Source organism: Mesorhizobium intechi (genome assembly GCF_002879535.1).
Classification (GTDB): domain Bacteria; phylum Pseudomonadota; class Alphaproteobacteria; order Rhizobiales; family Rhizobiaceae; genus Mesorhizobium; species Mesorhizobium intechi.
The window spans coordinates 1-6,803 of record NZ_PNOT02000325.1 but is presented as its reverse complement, the minus strand read 5'-3'; the positions used below and the strand labels follow the sequence as shown (position 1 = coordinate 6,803).

9 protein-coding genes are annotated in these 6,803 nt (G+C 67.1%); 4 read left to right on the top strand and 5 right to left on the bottom strand.

The features are described from left to right. The first annotated feature begins 262 nt into the window (after positions 1-262). Positions 263-940 carry a GcrA family cell cycle regulator gene (locus tag C1D09_RS27620; RefSeq protein ID WP_143977222.1) on the top strand — a complete coding sequence of 226 codons (678 nt, stop codon included), beginning with the start codon at positions 263-265 and terminating at the stop codon, positions 938-940. Positions 941-1,104: 164 nt separating this feature from the next. On the opposite strand, the gene C1D09_RS27615 is transcribed toward C1D09_RS27620, so the two are convergent. Further along, positions 1,105-1,422 (bottom strand): DUF982 domain-containing protein, encoded by a 318-nt coding sequence (locus C1D09_RS27615; protein ID WP_167514781.1) that lies wholly within the window; start codon positions 1,420-1,422, stop codon positions 1,105-1,107. A gap of 84 nt (positions 1,423-1,506) precedes the next feature. After that, on the bottom strand, positions 1,507-1,788 hold the full coding sequence (locus C1D09_RS27610; RefSeq protein ID WP_143977220.1) for a DUF982 domain-containing protein: 282 nt from the start codon (positions 1,786-1,788) through the stop codon (positions 1,507-1,509). 80 nt (positions 1,789-1,868) lie between these two features. Here C1D09_RS27610 and C1D09_RS27605 point away from each other — a divergent pair, with 80 nt between their 5' ends. From C1D09_RS27605 to C1D09_RS27595, 3 genes are all read left to right on the top strand, one after another. After that, positions 1,869-2,543 (top strand): YdaU family protein, encoded by a 675-nt coding sequence (locus C1D09_RS27605; RefSeq protein WP_143977219.1) that lies wholly within the window; start codon positions 1,869-1,871, stop codon positions 2,541-2,543. Next, entirely contained in the window at positions 2,464-2,829 is a 366-nt protein-coding gene (locus C1D09_RS27600) for a hypothetical protein (protein ID WP_143977218.1), read from the top strand. The genes C1D09_RS27605 and C1D09_RS27600 overlap by 80 nt, the downstream gene beginning before the upstream one ends. Positions 2,830-2,999: 170 nt before the next feature. Continuing rightward, positions 3,000-3,593: a DUF6456 domain-containing protein gene (locus C1D09_RS27595; protein WP_143977217.1), complete on the top strand. Its 594-nt coding sequence runs from the start codon at positions 3,000-3,002 to the stop codon at positions 3,591-3,593. 53 nt (positions 3,594-3,646) lie between these two features. Here the strand turns inward: C1D09_RS27595 and C1D09_RS27590 are convergent, their stop codons facing one another. From C1D09_RS27590 to C1D09_RS27580, 3 genes are all read right to left on the bottom strand, one after another. Continuing rightward, positions 3,647-3,946: a hypothetical protein gene (locus C1D09_RS27590; RefSeq protein WP_143977216.1), complete on the bottom strand. Its 300-nt coding sequence runs from the start codon at positions 3,944-3,946 to the stop codon at positions 3,647-3,649. A gap of 206 nt (positions 3,947-4,152) precedes the next feature. After that, entirely contained in the window at positions 4,153-6,120 is a 1,968-nt protein-coding gene (locus C1D09_RS27585; RefSeq protein ID WP_143977215.1) for an acyltransferase family protein, read from the bottom strand. A gap of 138 nt (positions 6,121-6,258) precedes the next feature. Beyond that, positions 6,259-6,756 (bottom strand): DUF2306 domain-containing protein, encoded by a 498-nt coding sequence (locus tag C1D09_RS27580; RefSeq protein WP_143977214.1) that lies wholly within the window; start codon positions 6,754-6,756, stop codon positions 6,259-6,261. Positions 6,757-6,803: the final 47 nt, after the last annotated feature.

Below are 6,803 nucleotides of genomic sequence, written 5' to 3'. Positions count from 1 at the left end.
CGCTCCTGCATCCGCACGCAGGACGGCACCGTGTTCGAGCCGATGACGGGCAGGGCGGTTCCGGCTCCCGACAGGGAGCCGGCGGCGGCGCGGCTGGCACGCCTGACCGCCGGGCACTCGATCCGCTCCGGCTGATCCGGCCCGCGAGCCGGCTTTCGCCCCGAACACCCTGACCGTGGCCCGGACCGGGCCTGAACCCTGACGCCTGGCCGACGGCGCGCTTGCAAGCGCGGCGAAGGCGGACCCCTGGATGGAGCCTGGAATGGCAAGCTACAGCGACGCCGAACTGCAAGAGATCGCACACTGGCTGAAGGAGGGGCTTTCGGCCTCGAGGATCGCGGCGGCGTTCAGCGCGCTGCGCGGCAGTCCGGTCTCACGCAACGCCATCATCGGCATCGTCCACCGCAACACCGTGCTCGGCGCGATCGGCTTTGCCAATGGCCGGGGGATGCCGCCGGCCGCGAGACAGGCCGCCGGCGAGCAGGCAATACGCAAGCCGGCGTCCGCAAAGCGGGCAAATGGCAAGGCCAGCGGCGAGGCGGGGGCGCAAAAGCGCGCCGGCGTCGATGCCGTCGAGGACGCGCGCAAGAACAAGGCGCGGACCAGGCGCGATTCCTCGCCGGCCTGGCTGCCGCCACGCCTCTTCGTCCGCGAGGTGGGCGTGCTGATCGCCGATGGCGAGGCCTACCGTCTAGAGGTGCCCGCGCCCCAGCGTGGACCGATCGGCCGCCAGCCGCATGGCGTGGCGATGCGCTTCATCGATTGCCTGTTCGACCGCTGCCGCGCGCCGCTCGACCTGGCGCTGGAAGAGAACCCGGAGAACGACGCGCCGGGCGGCCGGCCTGGCGCCGACATGCTGTGCTGCGGCATGCGAACCAAAGGGCGGAAAAGCTACTGCGTCTACCATCAGGCGCGGTTTCAGCGGCGGGTTTGCCAGTGAGCTTACCTCCTCCCGCTCACGGGGCGAAGGTGCCGGCAGGCGGATGAGGGGCAGCGCGCGTTAACACAGGAAAAAACTCTGTGAGATGGACTTGGACAGGGCAAATGCCACTTGCCGAAACGCTGGCACCGCTGCTCTCTCCCCTTGAACGGGGAGAAAGACGCCTATTTCGGCATCTGCCGGCCTTGCTTGGGCATGCGGCTTTGCACGCTGCGTGCCTCGAGCCGCATGGCCGGGCCACCCTCGGCAACCAGGATGCCGGAGACGCGGGCAAAGCCGGTGAACACCTTTATCGCGTCGGATTCGGAGATTTGCGCGGCGATCGCGGCACTGCAGGCGTTGAGCGCGCTGCGATAGACGTGGCCGCGCCGCTCGATCGGCCAGCGCTGCAGGAAATCGGCGGCATCGCTGACGGTGTCGATCTCCTCGACATGCCCTTCCAGGCTGACTTTCAGCGGCACTCCGGTTTTCAGCGTACCCACGGCGTTCACCTTCGATCTGAGCGAGACTATAAAGCCCGCGCTTATAAACGCGCAAGGCCGCCACGCGGTTGCATGGCCCCGGATTCACGGGCCGGCGGCGGCGTCGAGCCAGTCATGCGCGCGGCTTCTCGGCTTCACCACCAATACGCCCTGTTGCCTGGCGGTCTTGCTGAAGGCCTCGAAAGCGGTGCGCGGGCAGCAACTGCCCTCGACTGCCAGGCGGACCAGCCTTGCGGCCTCCATATAGGCGGGTGCGGTCTTATCGGGCCACTGGTGTCGCAATGCCGTCTCGGCGTCGGCCACCGAGCCGACCAGCATGGTCTTGTTGTCGCAGAAACGCAGCGTAATCGGCATGAACGCCGTCATCGGCAAACCTCCCCTTGGAATCGACGCGTCATAACGTGCGGGCCGGCGGCTGGTTCCATTAGCTTGCGTGCAGGCATGGCATGAGCGAGCGGCCCTTCATGCAGCTCTACGTCTCCGATTTCGTCGGCGACACCTTGCAGCTCTCCACCGAGCAGATCGGCGCCTACATGCTCATCCTCATGGCGATGTGGAACGCCGGCGGCCGGCTCCCCGACGACGACGCCAAGCTCGCGCGGGTCGCGCGCCTTTCCCTGAAAAGATGGCGCGCCATCAGCGCCGATCTGTTGAGCTTCCTCGAGCGCGAGGCGGGCGAGGTCGGCCACAAGAGGCTGACGAAGGAGCTGCACAAGGCGCGGGTCAAAAGCGAGACGAGGGCCGCCGCCGGCGCACGCGGCGGTGCCGTCACGGCCTTGAAAACAAAGGCGCATGGGGCGGCAAATGCCGGTGTTTTGCCGCGGCATTTTCCAGACTCCAGAAACCAGAGTGAAAAAGCTCCCGCTTTTTCAGGCGAAAACAACCGGGATCCCTCGGCCCAAGGAGAACGAGATTCCTTCTGTCGCGACAGCAGGCAGCGTTCTTCATCGCGCGCAGCCAGTGCCAAGAAACCGCCCGGCTGGCAGCGCCCGAAGACCCACACCGACGCCGCCAACGCCATCATCGAGGAGATCCGCAGCCATGACCGCAGCCGAACTGCAGCAGGCGACGAAGGCGCTGGCCGCGATGTTCTCATGCTTCCCGCAATCCGCCCTGACTGATGTCGAGATGCAGATGCGCGGCTATCTCGGCGCGGTGCGCGACGCCGAGCTTGCCGATCTGCAGGCCGCCATCCAGCGCTTCGTGCGCGGCGAGGTGAGAAGCGGCAACGCCCAGTTCTGCCCGTCCAGCGCGCAGCTCTGCATCGAAGTGCGGGAGCGCAAAACGATGCGCGAGCTGATTGCGCGGCGGAGCGCGGGGTCCTCGCTCCCACGCCGTGGCGGAGAGGTTGCCCGGCGAAGCCCGGTCGGAGAGGAGGACCCCATCGACCAGGCCAAAGCCGGCTGAGAATGGAGCACGAGATTACTTGTTTCGCCGTGCCGCCTTTTGTTCGACCGTCGGCGCAGCCCCCGGTCCGCCTCGCCCGTTCCACCTTCCCCGCTTCACGGGGGTGAGGAACCCAAGTTCTGCAAGGCCCGGCTCACTATCCAACACCCCAAACCCAAAGGAGGCACCTCATGCCCAAGAAAGCCAAAGCCGCCAGACCGCAGGCGCCGAAACTGCCGCAGGGCGAGGCAGAGCAGGTGCGCATCCGCCGCGAGCTCGGCCATGATTTCGCGCTCGTCGACGACGCCTTCGGCCGCAAGCGGCTGGCCGCCGGCACGGCGGAAGCGCGGCGCGTCTACGAGGTGTCGAATGACGGCTATACCTCCACCGGCGGCATCGTGCGGGTGCGCAATGTCGACCCGCTCCTGGGCATCACCTCGCTGTCGCGCCAGCAGCGCGAGGCCGGCCAGCGCTATCGCCAGGATTTCCAGTGCAGCCAGCAGGCGAGCGTGAGACCGATGCGCTGGAGCGAGCGCGTCGACGGCGGCCGCCATGGCGGCGGCATCGCCGACAGCGTGCTCGATGCCGGCCGCGCGCATGCCGCCGCCACAAGGGCGCTGGGGCATTGGGAGGTCGCGGCGGTGGTGCGGCAAGTCTGCTGCGTCGGCGGCTCGATCAAGAGCCTGGCGGAGCAGACAGGCGAGGGCAGGGACGTGGTGACGAAGCTCCTGAAGGTCGGGCTGGACCTGCTGGCGGTGCACTATGGGATGATGATGGGGCGGTGAGGACGAAACGATCCGACCGGCGATGCCGGCCGGATCAGATCACGGGGATCAGCCTATCCGCAGACGCGGACTTCCTCGACGATCCTGTGATGGTGGCGCCAGTGATTGATCACTTCGATGTGGCAGCGGTGGTGCCGGTGGAAATAACGCGGCCTGTAGCCGTCATCATAGGAATCGTAGGGGCTATAGACATAGCGGCCGCCATAGCCTCCATAGCCATCGTAATAGTCATTGCCGTAATAATTGTCGAAGCCGCCGATGCCGATAAAGACGTGACTGCGGGCGGCGGCCGGGGCGATCATCGCCGCCGCCGAAGCAATGGCGATAACCGATACAAGCAGGAGCTTCTTCATGGCTACCTCCTTTTCAGGTTGATCTAATATAACTCCCGGGAGGCCGGCTCGTTCCACGGTCGGGACGGATGTTTGCGCAAAGGGGGCGGACACGCCGCCCCTGATCAGCCTGCCGGCACCTGCCCTTCGCATCGGAAAGCCAGGCAAATTGGCTTTCCATCGGCTGCGCGGACCACGCTCACCCCGCGGAGAGGGGGGCGAATTTTTCAGAACAACGCCTTCTCCAGCGGCCCCTCCAAGGTCTCGGCAAAGGCCGTCGCCAGGTGATGCCGGTCACGAAATGCCAGCTTGCCCGATATGAAAACGTGACACTGCGTGGGGCCGCAGAAGCGGTCGGTGAGGTCGACATAGAGCGTGTCGGGCACGCTTTTGACCACGGCGCGCTCTTGCGCCGCCGCACCGTCATTGGCGGCCTGCGCCCTCGGCGTGTCGCAGCGCGAGGGAGCCTCGCGCCACCACAGGGCGCGCGCCACGCAGGAATTGGCGAAACTGTCGCCGATCGGTGTGTCGCGGATGACGGCGGTCTCGACGCTGGCCTGGCTGAAGGCCTGCAGGGTGGAGCGCAGGCCGTCCTGCCAGCGCGCGGTCTCGGCCTTGCGGCCGGCGGCGGGCATGTCGCGCGTCAGGTTGCCGATCGAGAATTCCGAGATCACCACGAGGCGCGGCTTGCGGCGGATGATGTCGGCGATCGCCTGTTCGCGCCAGGCGTCGCATTCGGTGTAGTCGCGCTTCAGCACCGTGTTGAAGGTCGAGAGCCGCGAAGCGCGGCACGAGGACTTGAGATAGGTGACCACCTTGGTGTCGTTTCGCCTGGCCGCCTCGACCAGCGGGGTCGACCAATGGTCGGCGTGCGAATCGCCGAACAGCACGATTGTGTGGGCAGCATCGACCGGGCCGAAGGTGCAGGGTTTCGGCTTCACCGTGTGGAAGTCGAGCAGGCAGTTCTTGTCCACGGCCCGCGCGATGGAGGGCTGTTCGGCGGCCGCCTCGATGCCGCGCTGGGCGGGATCGATGTTGCGAGTCGCCAGATGCGCATTGGCATAGGCCGCCGCCACGCCCACGCCTGTCAGGGCCAGGGCGGGGGCCAGCGCTCGAGCGCCCGCCGTCACCCAGCCGCCGCGCCGCGCCGGATTCTCGATCAAATGATAGGTGAGGAATGCCAGCGCCAGCGCCAGCACGACGCAGCCGAGGCGCTGCGAGGTGGTGAGATCCGGCGCCAGCATGCCGGCATAGACGATGACGGGCCAGTGCCAGAGATAGAGGGAATAGGAGAGCGTACCGACCCATTGCAAGGGCGGCAGGGAAAGCAGGGAAGCGGGCGCGAGGGCCTGCCGGCGGGCTGACTGCTTGTCGCGTTCTTCGCCGGCGCCGCTCAGCAGCACCAGCATCGTGCCGGCCACCGGCAGCAGCGCGTACCAGCCGGGGAAGGGCAGGTCTTCGCTCAAGCAGAGATAGGCCACCGCGATCATGGCGAGGCCGAGCCAGCCCCCCGCTGTCCGCAGCCATGGCCGCTGTTGCCACAAGGCTGCCGGCGCCAGCGTCGCCAGGCCGCCGGCGGCGAACTCCCAGGCGCGCAGCGGCGAGAAGTAGAAGGCCCAGGCCGGCGAGAGGCTGGTCAGCCACAGGCAGGCGGCGAAGGAAGCGAGGCCGGCGACGCCGATCACCACGACAGCCATGTGCCGGCCCGGACGCAGCCAGGCAGCGAACAGCAGCAGCGCCGGCCAGACGAGATAGAACTGCTCCTCCACCGACAGGGACCAGAAGTGGATGAAGGGATTGCTCAAGGCGTCGGCCGCGAAATAGTCGAACGACCAGCGCAGCAGCCACAGATTGATGGCGTAGGTGGACGCATACATCGCGCCGCGCGAATAGAGCGCCTGCTCCTGCGGCGCCAGGATGAAATAACCAGCGCCAAGCGTCGCCAGGATCACGAACAGGGCCGCCGGCAGCAGGCGCCGGACGCGCCGGGCGTAGAACCGCCAAAGGTCGAGCCGGCCGGTCTCGGTGATCTCGCCCATAAGGTGCGTGGTGATCAGCCAACCGGAGATGACGAAGAAGATGTCGACGCCGGCAAACCCGCCGGGGAGCGCCGACAGGCCGAAATGATAGGCCACGACGCCGCCGACCGCCAGCGCGCGCAATCCCTGTATATCAGGCCGAAACGATGCCGCCACGACAGCTCCTTCGTTGCTTCAAGCCCGCCCGCGTCTCGGCCTGGCCGGCCGATATCGCAATGCAACATGCTTTTTGCAGTGCAACATGGCCAGAACAAGGAAAGGATCGGTGAGGGCGGCGGCTTCGCCGGCCGACACTCAGCCTGGCACCCGCGCACGGCGCGCGGCGTAGAGGCCCGCCGCTGCCGCGAGGATGACCAAAGCGGCGAAGATCGCCAGCTTCTGCGGTGTCGCGCCCTGCGGCCCGAAGGCGACGGCATGCATGGTGCGGCCGGGAATGAAGGTCAAAAGCCCGGTGATGATGAGCCCGAACATATAGGTGCCCTGCATGATGCGGCGGTGGGCGGCGATGTTGCCGCCGCGCGCCGCGCGCACGCCGCGCCACAGCATGACCAGGACCAGCAGCGACAGAAGGTGGATCGGGCTGAACGGCCCCCACAGCCGGATCGTCCAGATGAACAGGCCGGAGCCGGCGACCGTCGCCATCAGCGCCACCCAGATGCGGCCAAGCGCGCGGTGCAGCGGGTCGCCCTTGGTGCGCCAGAGCTGCATGGCGCCGAGCAGCAAGGCGGCGATGGCGATCAGCGCGTGGATCTGGATGACGGGTGAGGCGTTAAACAAAGGGCTGAGCGACATCGGTGTTCTCCGCGAGATGGCGGATTATCGCCGAGGGCGCACCGGAC